Raw genomic sequence first — 13,860 nt, forward strand, 5'->3', positions numbered from 1 at the left:
TTGTTATGAAACAGCTACGAAAATATGCCCCGCGACTAAGCATAAAATTTTACATAATTATTCCCTTAATTTCAGTTGTGTTGAGTACAGTACATGCCCAAACTAAAATTCAGGTAGTAAGCAAAACCATTGAAAAAGAAATAGATTATCGAGAAGGTATGAGCCTGAACATCAGCGCCCAAAAAGCCGATGTACGCGTTACGGGTTGGAACCGTCCAGTGGTAAGTTTCAAACTGCGTCTGGTTGCAAAACATCCTGAACGCAAAGTGGCCGAAAAAGAGCTCGTTTTTATGCTTTATACCATCAAAACAAACCTGCAATTTGAAGCCCAAAATCGGTTTAAGGTGCCACAGTCGTACGGTGAAGTGGAAAGCAATCTGAAGGCGTACTACGAAGTGTTTGTGCCTTTTCGGTGCCCGGTAATCATTACAAATACTTTTGGAGAAACATTTGCGGCACAGTTGCAGGCTTCACTGAAAGTATCCTCAGAATTTGGAAAAATAACGCTTGAAAATTTGACGGGACGGTTGGATATTGAAAGTCATTATGCAGATATAGAGGGCGATAAACTCAATGTAACGCTGAACGGACGCCTCGAAAATGCCAATGTAAATTTAATTGATTTAGGAGGAAATGCACAGCTTCAAAGTAAATACGGTAGGCTGCGTATTGTGCCAAACAACGACCTCAATCAGCTCAAAATTAATGCTGCCCGCACCGAGATTGTGGTTGAGCCTCGCAGCATGGATGACTTTACGTTTGATGTCGAAACTGTATTTTCTAAAATCAATGTGCCAAATACTCATCAAGACCGATTGAAAAAAATACTTAACAAATATGTTTTTGATTTTCAGGCCAAAAACCGACGTGGTACAATTGTGATTCGCAACAGTTACAGCCCGATTTTGATTGAACCTACGCGCAACGCCGCCGCCAAACGTGACTGATACGCCCAAAAACAGCTACTTATTTATCCCATGAAAACTACATTATTTTATTTGTTAACAGTCCTGTTTCCCCTTCTGAGTTGGGCGCAGCAAAAAGATTCGGTGCGGGTCGAGTACGCTGAAGAAAGCATTGAGCAATCCGATTTCAAGAAGAAAGAAGCCTTTCGGTATTTGACGCACGCCAACATTGAGGAAAAAACACTGATTAAAATCGGCATTTTACCAACGTTTGGCTGGTCTAAAGGATCAGGAATGACTGGTGTCGGTTATGGCGAGCTGAGTATTGAACACAAGCTCAAACCACAGTGGTCGGTGATGGGTGGTATTAACCAAATTTATCGACGTAATCATCTCTATTCGTACGGCTATTATGCGGGGTTAATGCTGGGGACGAGATATTATTATTCCATCAAAAAACGAATGGCCTTGGGAAAAAGCGCTAATAATTTATCCAATAATTACCTGCAATTTCAGGTGGAAAAACCGCTGTATGGGTATCAGCATCTTCAGGGAATTGCCCATGGAATCCGGAAAAATGGCGAAGAATACAGAGAACCGCATGGTGTCCCGCAAATTAGAGAAGGAATGCCTTCGTTTGTTCGTTTTCGGCTGGGCTGGGGCATTCAGCGGCGGCTCGGCAAGTGGGGATACTTTGATGCCGGTGCCGGCGTAACAACTACTCTGCCAAGCGGACATTGGCACCTCAACTGGTTTACCAAAGACCCCGAAAGTTCTTTTTCAGGCATTGCTCCTTACATCAACTTTAGAATTGGAATCGGATTATGAAAACAAAATACACCCTTATCACTTTCAGTTTTTTGTGTTTGAGCCTGTTTATGAGCGCAAACGCGCAGGAAAAATGGAGTCTAGGACTCGAAGCCTTGGCCCGCGACGAAGGCGTTCAGGTTGAAGGTTTTCCTAAGCACTCTAGTGTCACCAAAATGCCGATGGTGGGCCTGAGATTAGGGTATGAAGTGAGTCCCGGTCTGCATCTGGAATCGGGTTTCTTTTTTACCCGTTCGGTCACTGTTTTTCGGGTGTGGCCTGGCGCTTATCGAAACAACGTATTTTCATCTCTGCAAAATTTTGTCATTCCAATTGGGCTGCGCTATGATTTTTTCAATCGAGGAAGGTTTACTCTTTCGGCTCGTGGTGGCATCGTATACCGGCATTTGGAAAAGCCCGCTGTGTTTCGGTTTGATTATGCCACCAATTCCATTGTTAATGGCAACCAATATTCAACGCAGGAAGGAGACTATTTCTATGAGGTAACGTCCCACCAATTACGTAAGCATCAGTTGTCGTTGCAGGGAGGATTGGAAGCGTCGTTCAGAGTCTCAAAGCATTTTGAGGCCGCGTTACAGGCCAATTATACACAGGGACTTGGTCGGTTTTATGAAACCAATGTGCGCTACCGAAAAGGGCAAGAGGCTTTTCAAACCACCCAAAGTTACACCAATGGTAGCGGATGGAATGCGGGCTTAAGCCTTAGGTTTCGTTTTTAAGTCTCACTTTTCCACCCTTACTTTCCAATCTGGCCCGCTTTTAACGCCGTATTTTGTGGAAAAATCACCCATGTTTAGGGCAAATGAGAGGTTCATCAGGCTGTTAAGATAAGCCATTGGTTGCCCTTCGGGTACTTCGCCGAAGGTATTGGCAAAAGGCATTTCTCCATTAAAAATGAGTTTGTCGTTTTGCCAAACCGTTATCTTTACTTTTTGTCCTGCGGCGATGTTTAGCTTTTTGAACAAATCGGCAGAAATATTGGTCCAGACATTGCCGTATTGAACGTCTAAAATTGGAATATTTCCCACAATGGCGTTGCCCTCAAGAACGGGTTTTTGAAAGGGGATTTTCACCACTTCGTTGGGAAGTCGCTTCCCGACTTGCGCTAAGGTAATCACCCCCGCTGCCAACCGCGCCGCCGTGTAAGCGTAAACATCACGCCCGTGAAAGGTATAGGAAGACTGTGAGTTGCGGCGACGGTTGAGGGCCTCGTCGATTTCATGAACTTCCTGAATACCCAACGACTCGGCGATTAGCGTAAAACTGCCGTTGTCGGGCCCGACAAAGTAATGCCCGCTTTTGGTTTTAAGTACTACCGACTTGCGTTCTGTGCCCACGCCTGGGTCAACTACCGACACAAAAACGGTGCCTTTCGGCCAATATGGAGCGGTTTGTTCTAACCGATAGGCCGCTTCCCAAATGTTATAGGCAGGAATTTCGTGCGTAAGATCAAAGAGTCGTAAGTTGGGATTGACACCCATAGCAACCCCTTTCATAGCCGAAACTGCCCCATCTTTCAGACCAAAATCAGTTTGAAAAATCACCGTTTTGGGCTGGGCCAAGAGGGGGAATGAGTATACAAAGAAGAAGAGAAAGGTAGAGAGGGTTTTCATGGGGTTGATTGTTTTGTTATGCCCGCGCTTGGCTGTGCAGAGGTATATTAAATTGCTTATTAATAGGTTTTTTAGACCCTTTCAGGGTGACAAATTTGAGTGAAAAAATACCGAAAAAAGCCGTTCTTTCGTCACCCCTTCCACCGATTGAATCCATTCATTTTCTTGATGTTTGAGATAATCAATGGTCGCTTTCAGTGATTCTTCTCCGTTTACAAAATTGAGCAACGTTTTATCCCCGACTAAAATTTCTAGGGCTGTTCGAGTATTTCCTTTTTCGTAGGGGCCTTCGCGCCAGAGATTAGGAACGTGTTCGTTCATAATCTGGAGTAAAATTAAACTGCTCAATAACGCGTGATTGGGCAACTGAGCCGCCAAATGAATTTGAAAACCACCACAAAGCTCAGAAGCAAACTTATGGAAAGTCGGGATAAACTGCAACGGCCGCAATACATAATTGACCCAAGGTAAATCATCTGTTTGTAATTCAAAATCGTGTTTAATGCTTCGTAACTTCTCCCACGATAAGAACGGAGCCCCCACAATTTCAAAGGGACGAGTAGTGCCGCGACCTTCGCTGAGGTTGGTGGCTTCAAATAGGCATTGTCCGCTGTACAATTGGGCAGTTTGTAAAGAAGGGAAATTGGGTGAAGGAAAGATTTGAAAGAAAAAATCTTCCGACGTTGGCGACACAAGTCTTAATTCGAAAGTACCCTGATAAAAACGCTTCAACCAAATAGCCAATTCTCCCATTGACAGGCCGTGTCTATGCGGTAGTCCCTGATGACCGATAAATGAACTAAAGTGCACAGGCAGTGCCGAACCTTCTACCTGCCGTCCCGCAGGATTGGCTCGGTCAACGACCCACAACCGGGGCGGTGTAGGCATAGAGGCAAGCGTTGAAATCAAATAAGCCAACGAAGTTGTGTATGTAAAATACCGACAGCCCACGTCCTGAATATCCACAACAATATCGCTAAGGGAAGCCAATGCATGCACAGGTACGCGTACACTCTCTTCGGATTGGCCGTATAATGACACAAACTGTACCTGCTCGGCCAGCGTGCGGTAGAGTTCTAATGTTTCGACGGGTTCTTGATCTTGAAGCTCTGAAAAAAGGCCGTGTTCGGGCACAAATACCGTTTTTAAAGCCTTTGACTCACTCAACAGTTCGAGGAAATATTTTCTTTTTTCAAATACAAAAGCGGTTTGATTACAAAATAATCCTACATGGGCGGCACCTTGCCGATGGAGAGAATCAAGAAGCATCGAAAGAGATACAGAAGGATTCATTTGTGGTTATTAATGGAGGAAAAAGGTACTATCAAAACGTTTGTTTGGATTGTTTTTGGGTGGCTAAAATAGCGATAAGTTTCTTTTAATCGCCTTTTAATCTGCCCTTAATACCCGTTTAATGCCAGAAGAGGAATTTTGTGATGTTAAAATCAAGCACTCTGCATCATGAAATCAAAAGAAAGCATTTTTGACAGTTTACAATCCTATTGGAGCAAAGATTTATTGTCGGGTTTTTTAGTGTCGTTGATTGCCTTACCGCTTTGTTTAGGAATTGCGGGGGCCAGTAATTTTCCGCCCATTATGGGGGTAATGACTGCCGTCATTGGGGGCATTGTTGTTGCTTTCTTTGCGGGTTCCGAATTGACCATCAAAGGTCCAGCGGCGGGTTTGATTGTCATCGTGGCGGGTGCTGTAGATGAACTCGGCAAAGGCGACATGGATTTAGGCTGGAAACTGGCGTTGGGGGTGATTGTGGTGGCTGGCTTAATTCAAGTTCTTTTAGGGGTGTTGAAAGTAGCCAAACTCGCCGATTTCTTTCCTCTTTCGGCCGTTCATGGTATGTTGGCTGCCATCGGGATTATCATTATGTCGAAGCAATTGCATTTAGCGGTAGGTATCCCGCCTTCAGAAATGAAAGGAAAAGAGCCGATTGAGTTGCTCGAAATGGTGCCTCACAGTCTGGCGCACATGGAATACCACATTGCCATCATCGGAGCTATCAGTTTAGTTATTTTGTTTGGATGGCAATACCTGAATATCAAGGCTTTGAAAAAAGTACCGCCCGCCCTTATCGTATTGATTGTTGGCGTGCTTTTAGGACAATATTTTCACCTGACCGAACCTACCTACAAAAATTTTAAGCCCCTCGTAACTCCGGGCGACTTCTCCTTCAACCTGAACGTTAATTTCGGAGCGCTTACTACGCCAGAACTGCTTCCGATTTTCTTTAAATACCTTTTGATGTTTGTGCTTATCGGAAGCCTTGAGTCATTGTTGACGGGGCGGGCCATTGATTTGATTGACCCCGAAAAACGCAAGTCAGATTTGAGTAAAGACCTTACTGCGGTGGGAATTGGAAATACAATTTCTGGTTTGTTAGGAGGTTTGCCGATGATTTCAGAAGTGGCACGTAGTTCGGCAAACATAAACAACGGTGCCAAAAGCCGCTGGGCCAATTTCTTCCACGGTATTTTTCTGCTTTTGTTTGTCGTAATGATGGTGCCCCTTATCAAAATGGTTCCAGTGGCTTCGTTGGCGGCTATGCTCATTTTTGTAGGCTTTCGCCTGGCCTCTCCCAAAGAATTTGCGCACATTTACCACATTGGTAAAGAGCAACTTACTATATTTCTGATTACCATTATTACCACCATTGCTACCGACTTATTGATTGGTATTGCAGCGGGTATCTTGACCAAGTTTATCATCCAGATAGCATTTGGTGTAAAACTGAGCGACATTGTCAAGTCGCGTTTTGAGCTTCAGGAAAAAGAATTGGGTGTGTATCAATTGAATGTAAACAACGCGGCGGTGTTTGCCAATTACTTAAAATTGAAAAGCCTATTGATGAAAGTCCCTGCGGGAAGCTCGTTGGTGATTGATTTTTCAAAAGCCGCGTATGTCGACCATACCGTTGCCGATAACCTCAACAACTTCCGCCGTGATTTTGAATCAAAGGGCGGTTCGCTCACCCTGCGGGGATTAGATTTACACGAAAGTCTGTCCGAACACCCTCTGGCAGCGCGCCGTTTGCCTAAGCATTTGCGCAAAAATACGGTTGAAATCGCTTAAATTTTCAAAAAACAAGGCGATTTACGAACAAAAAAGCAGCGAACACATTCGCTGCTTTTTTGTTCGTAATTATGGATTAAAGACTAAGTCTAATACGCTGAAATCCAGCTAAAATTATAGTCCAGATTGGGTGCTTTGGTGCGTTCTGCTACGCGTTTTAGGCGAGTTGGCAAGGCCATCAAATAGTCGCGAGCCTTTTCGCCAGCTTCGTTGAGACCACTAACTTTGTCAATTTTCCATTCTTTGAGCAACGAGTCCATTATTTCGATGTAATCGTACGTGGTGTAGACACCGATTCGTTGGGCTGCGTCGGAATAATGGCTGAAAGTTTCGCCTATTTTGACGCCCGTTTCACGCAAGAAGTGCGCAGGCATGACGATTTTTTTGCGCATCATGTCTTCAAACGCCAGCATCATTTCGGAAGAATCAACCTCAAAAATCCGCTCCACAAACGCTTTGTAGGCCTTGGCGTGGCGCATTTCATCGGCGGCAATGACTCCGCACATTTTTGACAGCAACGTGTTTCCGTATTGTTTGGCCAAAGTAGCCGTGCGGCGGTGCGAGATGTTGGTGGCCAACTCCTGAAAAGAAGTATAGACAAAGTTGCGGTAGGGGTCCGTGCCCGTTTCTATGTCAAATCCATCCGCAATCAAGTACTGAGTGGATACTTCCATGGCGCGCATGTTTACCCGCCCTGAAAGGTATAAATATTTGTTGAGCAAATCACCGTGGCGATTTTCTTCGGCGGTCCAAGCGCGAATCCATTTGGTCCAGCCTTGTTGTGGGTCCTGCTGATTGACGCCTTCAACGGTCATGAGCCACGATTCGTAGGTTGGAAGGGCCTCTTCGGTGATGGTATCACCAACCAATACCGCGATATAGTCGTAGGGCAGTTCACGGGCGGCTTCTTGAAGAAGCTTTACGTCCGACAAAAAGTTTTCGTTGGCAGAATCTGGCAAAAAATCGGAGGGTTGCCAGAGCTCTTCTATGGGTTTGAGAAATTCATAAAAGACAGAATCAATCTTCTGCCCAATGAATTTCATTACCTCTATGCGGGTGGCGGGGAGTTGCATATTGTGTAAAACGTTTAACTTAACTATCACGAAATTGGGCCGAAGGTACGCATTATTTTAGGAAAATTGTTGCTGTGTGGTTTTAGGAATGTTTGATTAATTTTGCCTCTGGATAGATTTATTTCCCACAATTGCATGAAAAAAATACTAGATTATCTCCTCAGCAGTGTTTACATGATTTATTTTGGTTTGACACTGGTGATATTTCACGTTATACAAGTCGTTTGTTTTCATCTTTTTGGTAGCCGAACGCACCAAAAATCGGTTCATTGGCTCAATGGATTTCTATTGCATGGATTGTGGATATTGGGGACCCGCCTGCACCATGAGGCAAAAATAGAGTTACCCACTGACCGTCCCATTATCTTTGTGGCAAATCACCAGAGCATGTTTGACATCGTGGGGATGATTTGGTACATGCGCAAAAACTACCCGATTTTTGTTTCCAAAATCGAATTGGCAAAAGGTATTCCCAGCATTTCTTATAATTTGCGTAAAAGCGGCGCGGCGCTCATTGACCGAAAAGACGGAAAGCAAGCCATCGTTGAAATAGCGCGTTTGGGTAAGTTGATTGAAGAAACGAAGTTTTCAGCGGCGATTTTTCCCGAAGGAACTCGTTCAAGAACGGGAGAACTGAAGCAATTTGCTACGGGTGGTGTGGCCATACTCGTCAAAAAAGCCCCTCATGCGTTGGTGGTACCTGTCGCCATTAAAAACACGGGTAAATTGAACCCAAAAGGGATTTTTCCGCTTAACAGTTTAGAGCGGTTGTCGTGGATAAGCCTAACACCCATCGAGCCAAAAGGCAAAAGTGCCGAAGAATTGGTGGAGTTGGTGAAGTTAGCCATTCAAAAAGAGCTGGAAACCGCTTAATAGTTGATTTAAATTTGCACAAATAAGTGTAAATTTACCCAGTCTGCGTTTCTCATCAAGGTGAAATAGGTAGATTTATCACTGAGATAATAGTTGGGAATTTAAAAATATAATTTCATTTTTGCATAGAATTACAGCCGTAATTGTATCTAACATAGAGCTGGTCAATGAATTACGCAAAAGTATTCTTGTTGATTCTTTTTAGTCTTCTTATAGGACTGGTGTCAGTCCTTAGGCCTACTTTTAAGGATATTAAGAAACAAGCTGCGAATGAAAAAATGGCAGACTCTTCCTGCCCTGATTCTGAGACCAATTGCCCTTTTGACGAAGAAACTGGCGAGGAAGGATGGGATGAATTTGAGTCCTTATCTTATCCCGTCTTTAACGTCTCGGCGCTGACAAAATCGCATCTTAATTTCACGTATTTAATGCCTGCTCCTGAGCATTTTACGTCGATTTGTATTCCTCCCCCCGAAAGCCTTTAGTGCTTTCCTGTCCTTTATTCACTCTTTCCGATTCATTCTGTCGCGTATTTGCTTGGTTAACAAACTTGTTGCCCTACTTGGCCCAGTTTGTCAATGGATTTTGTTTTGCTTGACAGACGTAAAAATAATCGACTGCGCTGTGATGTGTAGTAGCTAATCGTTGGCAGTTACTGCTACGAATCATCTTCTCAATTCTAATAAAAAATAATCTAAAAACAGATTCCACTTAATATAATAAAATGAAGGACCTACTGAATGATTTAAAACAAGATTTACCCGCCGGATTAGTGGTGTTCTTAGTGGCTTTACCCCTCTGTTTAGGTATTGCTTTGGCGTCGGGGGCGCCTCTTTTTTCTGGGGTTATTGCAGGGATCATTGGCGGGATTGTGGTCGCAATGGCGAGCGGTTCGCCCGTGAGTGTGAGTGGGCCTGCGGCTGGTCTCACCGTTATTGTGCTGAACTCTATCCAACAATTAGGCTCGTATGAGCTGTTTTTGTTGGCGGTGGTAATAGCTGGTATAATGCAGGTAGTTTTAGGATACATGAAAGCAGGAATTATCGGTCATTATTTCCCTTCGAGCGTCATCAAAGGTATGTTGGCGGCAATTGGTTTAATTCTTGTTTTCAAACAAATTCCTCATGCTTTGGGCTACGACAAAGACAGCGAAGGTGATTTTGTATTTGTGCAGGTAGACGGCGAAAATACATTTTCTGAAATCCTCAATGCGCTCAATTTTCTTCAGCCTGGGGCCATCATTATTGCTACCCTTTCGCTCCTCATTCTTATTGCTTGGGATAAGCCATTCTTCAAAAGATACACCTTTTTCAAGTTTGTTCCTGGCGCATTGGTCGTTGTGGCCTTGGGGGTTGGGCTAAATGAGTTCTTTAAAGTTGCGTTTCCCGCACTCGCTTTGGAAAATGACCACCTTGTTAAGCTCCCAGTGGCAAGTTCTGTCAATGAATTTATTGGTCAATTTACCCTTCCTGACTTTTCAGGGTTTAGCAATTACAACGTTTATATTATTGCATTTACCATTGCCATTGTGGCAAGTTTGGAGTCGCTGCTGAGCGTAGAGGCAGCCGATAAACTTGACCCCTATAAGCGTAATACCCCTACCAACCGTGAATTAAAAGCCCAAGGATTGGGTAATATTATTTCTGGATTGATTGGCGGCCTTCCTCTCACGGCTGTTATAGTGCGCAGTTCAGCCAACATCAATTCGGGAGCTAAAACCAAAAAATCGGCCATCATTCATGGGTTCTTTTTATTAATCAGCGTGGTTGGTTTTGCCTCCTTATTAAACAAAATACCGTTGGCTTGTTTGGCGGCTGTTTTGTTGATGGTGGGCTACAAGCTGGCCAAATTATCCCTCTTTAAGTCGATGTATGCCTTGGGTTGGGAGCAATTTGTGCCTTTTGTGGTGACCATTGTTGCGATTTTGTTTTCTGATTTATTGAAAGGAATTGGCATCGGAATGGCCGTTTCCATTTTCTTTATCTTACGCAACAATTACAAAAGAGCGTATTATTTTATGAAAGAAAAGCGCCATGAGGGCGAAACGATTACGATTCAGCTGGTAGAAGACGTGACGTTTATCAACAAAGGAGTCATTACGCTTACCTTGGATAAACTGCCTTTAAATTCGAACGTCATCATTGACGGGACCAAATCCCACAACATTGATTTAGACGTCCTCGAAATCATCCATAATTTTAGAGAGACCGCCGTTTTAAGGGGAATTAAACTAGAGTTGAAGGGAATTCCTGCATTTAAGGGCGTGGCAGGACATTAAACCAAATCTGCAAAAATTGCCTACTACTGATTTAAAATTAATCCTGTGGACATTGAGCCACAAAAAAAAACTTAAAAAATGAAAGCACATTCAAAAGAAACACAATCCAATCTGACGCCAAGAAAGGCGTTACAAATTTTAAAGGAAGGTAACGAGAGATTTATTCACAATTTAAAAGTTCAACGAGATTTATTAGAACAAGTAAATGATACTCGTGAAGGTCAATGGCCATTTGCCATTGTACTAAGCTGCATCGATAGCAGAACATCTGCCGAGCTTATTTTTGACCAAGGACTAGGGGATATTTTTTCAGTAAGGATTGCGGGTAATATCGTAAATACCGATATTTTGGGCAGTATGGAGTTTGCATGTAAATTGGCAGGGTCAAAATTGATTGTTGTCTTGGGACATACAAAATGCGGTGCCGTAAAAGGGGCTTGCGACCATGTAGAAATGGGGAATTTAACGGAACTCCTGGCGAAACTTCAACCAGCTGTTTATCAGGAAAATGAAACCAAAACAGAGCGCAATTCTAAAAATAAAACGTTTGTTGAAAATGTCGCCACAATAAACGTTAAGCGTAATGTGAAAAACATTATTGAGCGTAGTTTTATTTTGGAACAAATGGTTGAAAATGGCGAAATTGGGGTTGTAGGTGCAATGTATAACGTAGAGACGGGTGAAGTGGAGTTTTATGACGATGTCATGTTTATTCGTGATCCTGAAAATGCTGAATTTAGCGTAGAAAGTTTACGCCATTAATTTGGCGAAACTCGCCCCCGAATTTATGAGGGATAGCAGGTCAATAAACCCCAACTTGAATGACGTTAAAATATTTGAATAAAGATTTCTCAGCGGGGGTAGCGGTGTTTTTAGTAACGCTGCCGTTGTGCCTTGGTATCGCTTTAGCTTCGGGGGCGCCTCTTTTCTCGGGATTACTGGCCAGCATTGTGGGGGGCATTGTCGTTACTGTATTTTCGGGGTCCGAAGTCAGTGTCAGTGGGCCTGCTGCGGGGCTTACTGTTATTGTTTTTGATAGTATTCAACGGCTGGGTAGCTATCCCAATTTTCTGATGGCCGTGGTGTTGGCTGGCGTAATACAATTCTTGTTGGGATGGCTAAAAGCAGGACGATTAAGCAGTTTTGTTCCTTCCAGCGTTATTAGTGGCATGTTGGTGGCTATTGGAATTGTGATTATCCTGAAACAAATTCCTCATGCCTTGGGATGGGATGCCGACTACGAAGGCGAATTTGAATTTGAGCAAGCCGATCAGCGCAACACATTCTCAGAAATTATAGAAGCCTTGAGTCATCCCAATGCGGGAGCTATTTTGATAAGTGTGTTCTGTTTAGGGCTGATTGCTTGGTGGGATTATTCTGCAAAAAAGGGGATAAAATTCTTCAAAACAATCCCCGGGGGTGTGGTGGTGGTTTTAGTGGGGGTCGTCCTTAATCAGTTGCTGGCGTTATGGTTTCCAGCAATGAGTTTGAAAGAGGAGAGCCACTTGGTGCGCGTTCCGCTTATTCGTGATTGGACCGATGCAAAAGCCGCGTTCAATTTTCCCGCGTTCGAAATCTTAGCCAATCCACAAGTGTACATTTCGGCCCTTACGCTGGCGATTGTGGGTAGTATTGAATCGCTTTTTAGCTTGGAAGCCGCCGATAAGTTGGATACAAGACGCCGTATATCCTCTCCTAATCAGGAATTGAAGGCGCAGGGAATCGGAAATGTAGTTTCGGGCCTGATTGGAGGATTGCCGCTCACGTTGGTAGCGATTCGTACTTCGGTCAATGTGTACAGCGGCGCACAAACGCGCCTTTCGTCTTTCATTCACGGCCTTTTGATGCTGTTGGCGGTGTTGGCTATTCCGCAATTACTCAATTATATCCCATTGGCTTGTTTAGCGGCGTTGCTCATTTCCGTTGGTTACAAATTAGCGAAGGTCGAGATTTTTAAAAAAATGTACCGTGAAGGCCCCGACCAATTTATCCCCTTCATCATTACGGTCCTTGCCATTGTGTTTACCGACTTATTGATTGGACTGGCTATTGGGCTGATTGTGGGCATGATTTACATTGTTTATACCAATAATCTGTCGGCAATAAGTGTAGGACGAGACAAGGAAACGGTACTGATTTGGTTTAAAAAGGATGTGTCATTTTTAAACAAGGCCCATCTGAAAGAAGTGTTAGCGGCCTTAAAACCAGGAGACTATGTGTTTGTGGATGGCCTGAGGGCGCAATTTATCGACCACGATATTTTTACAACCCTAGAAGAATTTGAGGCCGATGCCCCGTTAAGAGGAATTCAAGTGGAATTTAAGGGGATTACGAGACGTAAAATCACAAAACAAAAATCCAATGCAATCATACAAAAAACTATTACTGGCGAATAAATCATGGGCTGCTGAAAAGCTTATGCTCGACGAAAGTTATTTCGACGAATTGGCGTCCGATCAAAAGCCTGAGTTCTTGTGGATTGGCTGTGCCGACAGTCGCGTGCCCGCCAATGAGGTGACAGGCACGGCTCCTGGAGAAATTTTTGTTCACCGAAACGTGGCCAACTTGGTGATTCATACCGATATAAATATGCTCAGTGTATTGCAGTACGCGGTAGAGGTGTTGGAAGTAAAGCACATTTTGGTGGTAGGACACTATGGCTGTGGTGGCGTAAAAGCCGCCATGACCAACAAGGATTTTGGTTTAATCAATAAGTGGTTGCGGAATATCAAAGATGTCTATTCAAAGCATTATGATGAGCTTGAGGCGGTGCCCGATGGTCAGGCGCGTTTTGATCGTTTGGTTGAGTTCAATGTTATTGAGCAGACAAAGAACCTAGCTAAAACCACGATAGTGCAAAAAGCTTGGAAAAAGCGAAATTATCCACATCTGCATGGTTGGGTGTTTGATTTACATACGGGTTTAATTAATTCCATCATGGAAATCCCACCGGGTTCGCCCGTTGAGTCTATTTATCGGTATGATTTTGAAGATGAACCCAAAAAAGAGGAAGATTTAACACAAAATTATAATCATTGACAAGGCCTCTAATCTCCCTTGGGAAAGCGTATTAATCGAGTTGGGCAACCAATTTCTACATGAAATTTACAAGAGTAACTGATTCAATGGATTAAATAGTTTTAAAATCATAAAGAAACGCGGTAAAATGGGGAATAAAATGTGGTGAGGCCAACTTTTCTAAAAAA

The 13,860-nt window shown here is 43.6% G+C and carries 13 protein-coding genes; 10 read left to right on the top strand and 3 right to left on the bottom strand.

The genetic code is table 11. From position 1 onward, the window contains the following. Window positions 1-5 precede the first annotated feature (5 nt). From DVG78_RS05875 to DVG78_RS05885, 3 genes are read left to right on the top strand one after another with little or no spacing between them, the layout of a single operon-like run. On the top strand, window positions 6-947 hold the full coding sequence (locus tag DVG78_RS05875) for a DUF4097 family beta strand repeat-containing protein (protein WP_114460136.1): 942 nt from the start codon (window positions 6-8) through the stop codon (window positions 945-947). Window positions 948-977: 30 nt separating this feature from the next. After that, window positions 978-1,733 carry a hypothetical protein gene (locus tag DVG78_RS05880; protein ID WP_114460137.1) on the top strand — a complete coding sequence of 252 codons (756 nt, stop codon included), beginning with the start codon at window positions 978-980 and terminating at the stop codon, window positions 1,731-1,733. After that, entirely contained in the window at window positions 1,730-2,452 is a 723-nt protein-coding gene (locus DVG78_RS05885) for an outer membrane beta-barrel protein (RefSeq protein ID WP_114460138.1), read from the top strand. The genes DVG78_RS05880 and DVG78_RS05885 overlap by 4 nt, the downstream gene beginning before the upstream one ends. A gap of 3 nt (window positions 2,453-2,455) precedes the next feature. Here DVG78_RS05885 and DVG78_RS05890 read toward each other — a convergent pair whose 3' ends face one another. Both DVG78_RS05890 and DVG78_RS05895 read right to left on the bottom strand, forming a co-directional pair. Next, window positions 2,456-3,346, bottom strand: coding sequence for an SAM hydrolase/SAM-dependent halogenase family protein (locus DVG78_RS05890; protein ID WP_114460139.1), 891 nt, complete (start codon window positions 3,344-3,346; stop codon window positions 2,456-2,458). Window positions 3,347-3,427: 81 nt separating this feature from the next. Then, on the bottom strand, window positions 3,428-4,639 hold the full coding sequence (locus tag DVG78_RS05895; protein WP_114460140.1) for a DUF1343 domain-containing protein: 1,212 nt from the start codon (window positions 4,637-4,639) through the stop codon (window positions 3,428-3,430). 168 nt (window positions 4,640-4,807) lie between these two features. Here DVG78_RS05895 and DVG78_RS05900 point away from each other — a divergent pair, with 168 nt between their 5' ends. Next, on the top strand, window positions 4,808-6,430 hold the full coding sequence (locus DVG78_RS05900; RefSeq protein ID WP_114460141.1) for a SulP family inorganic anion transporter: 1,623 nt from the start codon (window positions 4,808-4,810) through the stop codon (window positions 6,428-6,430). An 89-nt stretch (window positions 6,431-6,519) separates the two neighbouring features. On the opposite strand, the gene DVG78_RS05905 is transcribed toward DVG78_RS05900, so the two are convergent. Beyond that, window positions 6,520-7,503 (bottom strand): acyl-ACP desaturase, encoded by a 984-nt coding sequence (locus tag DVG78_RS05905; RefSeq protein WP_199563206.1) that lies wholly within the window; start codon window positions 7,501-7,503, stop codon window positions 6,520-6,522. 135 nt (window positions 7,504-7,638) lie between these two features. Here DVG78_RS05905 and DVG78_RS05910 point away from each other — a divergent pair, with 135 nt between their 5' ends. The 6 genes from DVG78_RS05910 to DVG78_RS05935 all read left to right on the top strand — a co-directional run bounded on the left by DVG78_RS05910 (window position 7,639) and on the right by DVG78_RS05935 (window position 13,693). Then, the gene (locus DVG78_RS05910) at window positions 7,639-8,376 is read left to right on the top strand and encodes a lysophospholipid acyltransferase family protein (protein WP_114460142.1); all 738 of its coding nucleotides are present in this window, start codon (window positions 7,639-7,641) and stop codon (window positions 8,374-8,376) included. A gap of 167 nt (window positions 8,377-8,543) precedes the next feature. Next, window positions 8,544-8,861 carry a hypothetical protein gene (locus DVG78_RS05915; RefSeq protein ID WP_114460143.1) on the top strand — a complete coding sequence of 106 codons (318 nt, stop codon included), beginning with the start codon at window positions 8,544-8,546 and terminating at the stop codon, window positions 8,859-8,861. Between the two features lie 239 nt (window positions 8,862-9,100). Continuing rightward, window positions 9,101-10,654: a SulP family inorganic anion transporter gene (locus tag DVG78_RS05920; protein ID WP_114460144.1), complete on the top strand. Its 1,554-nt coding sequence runs from the start codon at window positions 9,101-9,103 to the stop codon at window positions 10,652-10,654. Between the two features lie 78 nt (window positions 10,655-10,732). Further along, entirely contained in the window at window positions 10,733-11,416 is a 684-nt protein-coding gene (locus DVG78_RS05925; RefSeq protein WP_114460145.1) for a carbonic anhydrase family protein, read from the top strand. Window positions 11,417-11,475: 59 nt separating this feature from the next. Then, window positions 11,476-13,050: a SulP family inorganic anion transporter gene (locus DVG78_RS05930; RefSeq protein ID WP_114460146.1), complete on the top strand. Its 1,575-nt coding sequence runs from the start codon at window positions 11,476-11,478 to the stop codon at window positions 13,048-13,050. After that, window positions 13,016-13,693 carry a carbonic anhydrase gene (locus DVG78_RS05935; protein ID WP_114460147.1) on the top strand — a complete coding sequence of 226 codons (678 nt, stop codon included), beginning with the start codon at window positions 13,016-13,018 and terminating at the stop codon, window positions 13,691-13,693. The genes DVG78_RS05930 and DVG78_RS05935 overlap by 35 nt, the downstream gene beginning before the upstream one ends. Window positions 13,694-13,860 lie beyond the last annotated feature (167 nt).

The organism is Runella aurantiaca (assembly GCF_003339505.1).
Classification (GTDB): Bacteria; Bacteroidota; Bacteroidia; order Cytophagales; family Spirosomataceae; genus Runella; species Runella aurantiaca.